Raw genomic sequence first — 547 nt, 5'->3', positions numbered from 1 at the left:
CGTCGAGCGATACAGCATAGTCAAGAGAGCCTGAGGGCTCTGGCGAAGCGCTACGGCATCAACCAGAAGACGGTGGCCAAGTGGAAGAGACGGAGYTCGACGGCGGATCTCAAGACCGGTCCATGCGAGCCTCGATCGACCGTGCTGTCGATCGAGGAGGAGGCGGTSATCGTCGCCTTCCGCCGGCATACTCTGCTGCCGCTCGACGATTGCCTCTATGCTCTGCAGGCGACGATCCCGCATCTGACGCGCTCATCATTGCACCGCTGCCTGCAGCGTCATGGCATCAGCCGGTTGCCGGAGGTSGCAGGAGACAAGGAGCCGAARAGGCGCTTCAAGTCCTACCCGATCGGCTACKTCCATATCGACATCGCCGAGRTACAGACTGCCGAGGGCAAGCTCTACCTCTACGTGGCCATTGATCGCACGAGCAAATTCGCCTTYGTCCAGGTGGTCAGGAAGACCGGCCGGACCTCGGCTTCTGCCTTCCTGGTGGCTCTGATCGACGCGGTACCGTACCGGGTCCACACCGTTCTCACGGACAACG

At 61.5% G+C, this 547-nt stretch carries 1 protein-coding gene; it reads left to right on the top strand.

Going from position 1 to position 547, the window contains the following annotated elements:
• The coding region (locus AC1DRP_RS36830; protein WP_476771177.1) for a transposase family protein at nucleotides 1–547 on the top strand (547 nt) is incomplete at both ends.

The organism is Allobosea sp. 01N443 (assembly GCF_056399325.1).
Note: the sequence above shows the minus strand (reverse complement) of the source record. Positions and strands in the feature narration are given on the sequence as shown.